Consider the following 2016-nt stretch of genomic DNA (forward strand, 5'->3'; position numbering starts at 1 on the left):
GACGCGGGCGCACCGGCGGAACCGCACAGCGGCGTGCGGTGGGGCCGGTGGAAGGACGGTGGGGCACGCAGAGGGTCGGCCCGGTGTGGGCCGAAGGGGCGCGCGTGGGCGGAGCGTGCGTGGCGCCGAGTCACCGGCCGGGCGGGCCGGTGACGGCTGACTGGTGACGGTGACGGGTGGCGTCAGCCCGCGGCGAGAGGGTTGGGGAGGGTCCCGTTGGGGTGCAGGGCGTGGCGCAGGGCCCGGTCTCCGTAACGGGTGACGACGATGCGGTCCCGGTTGAGTCCGTAGCGCGGGATCTGGTCGGTCAGCAGGTCGTACTCGGTGTGCCGGGAGGCGAGTTCGGGGGTGCGTCGGCGGTGGGCGAGCACGGTCTCCCGTGCCATCCGCCAGAACTCCGCTTCCGGCACGTCGAGTTGATCGGCGCACAGCGGCGCCAGGTAACGGAAGTGGCCGACGAATATCTGGTCCATGACGTGCTGCCTGATCACCGAGGGGTGCTTGCGCGGCAGGACGTGGTCGTGGCTGTCGGGCTCCGGTCCGCGTTCGGGGACCTCGGTGAAGGAGACGCAGACGTCGTCGACGAAGTCCTTGAGGTAGAGCCGGCCGGGCAGCCCCTGCTCGTCGTAGCCGATCAGGGTGTTCTGTCCGTGCGGGTTGAAGGTGACGCCGTAACGGTGGAGGACGTGGAGCACGGGGTGGAGCAGAGTGTCGAACAACCGCTTCAGCCAGAGCCGCGGTTCGGCGCCGGAGGCGCGGACCAGTTCCGCGACGAAGGCGTCTCCGGCGGAGTCCACGTGCAGCAGCGAGGCGAAGGTGCGCACCCGCTCGTCGGGGTCGCGGCGGGATTCGACCGGCTCCCGCCAGATGCAGCCGAGGGTCTCCAGGTGCTGGTACGGGGCGCCGGGGAGGTCCTCCAGGTAGGGGTGGCGCACGGTCACGGAGGCCACCTCGCCGAGGAAGACGGTTCGTGTCTCCTCGGTGAGGTACGGGTCGGTGTCCAGCATGCCGCGCAGCCACTGGGTGACGACGGGGGCGCCGGCGGTGCAGTGCGGTGGGATGCCGCGCCACACCAGGGTGTTGAGGATGCGCAGCGGCAGCTTGACGTCGTAGCGGCCGGGGGTGGTGATGTTGGTCATCGTGCGTATCGACTGGCCGGGCAGATAGCGGTCCTGGCTCTCGCCGAGGAGCACGATCCGCCGGTGGGCGATGTCCGCCGCGTGCAGGGTCTGCACCGCGTGGTCCCACTGCCAGGGGTGCACCGGGGTCCAGACGTATCCGGCGGGGTCCAGGCCGGCTTCGGTGAGCCGGCCGGTGAAGGCGTCGCGTGTCGCCTCGTCCAGTTCGCGCCGCACGATCTCCTGCTCGGACAGTTCGGGTGTGCCCCGGAACTCGCCGAGGCCCCGGTGCACGGCCAGCCAGACCAGCCTGACGGGGCGTCCCGACTCCGGCGCGTACGCGCGGACGTCGGTGGCGGAGAACCCGACGCGTCCCTTGTTGGCGACGAGCAGGTTGTGGCCGGTCATATGGGTTTCGAGTTCGGCGTGGCCGAGGTCGCGGAGTTCGCCGACGGGAGTGCCGCCGTGTTCGATCCGGGCGGCGTCCACGGCCTGGGTGGCGGCGAGTTCGGTGAAGTAGGTGGCGGCGGTGGAGGCGTCGGTGCCGATGGTGGTGGCGGAGTCGAGCAGGAACCGCTGGACGTCCCAGGCGGGTTCGGCGATCGAGTTGCCGAGCATGCCGGTGCCGGTGCGCGCCAGCGAGTCGGGTTCGACGCGCAGCCAGCCGAACGCGCCGGGTGTGGCGCGGAACTGATAGGTGATGCCGCTGTCGAGGTCCACCCGGTAGTTGCCGTCGCCGTCGTCGACGGCTTTGAGCATGTCCTCGAAGCACCACTCTCCGACGGCTTTCGCCAGGAGTCTGCGGCCCGCCTCCCGCCAGGCCGCCGGGGAGACGTCGCCGAGGTGGGGTACGGGGTGCTCGTGGGGCGCGCGCATGGGGGTCACGCCAGGCCGGTGG

The 2016-nt window shown here is 71.4% G+C and carries 1 protein-coding gene; it reads right to left on the minus strand.

The genetic code is table 11. The features are described from left to right. Positions 1–182: 182 nt before the first annotated feature. Positions 183–2016, minus strand: a 1834-nt coding sequence (locus E0D90_RS25260) for an IucA/IucC family protein (RefSeq protein ID WP_438827452.1), incomplete at its 5' end; no start/stop codon positions are given.

This window comes from Streptomyces otsuchiensis (assembly GCF_004305975.1).
Lineage (GTDB): Bacteria > Actinomycetota > Actinomycetes > Streptomycetales > Streptomycetaceae > Streptomyces > Streptomyces otsuchiensis.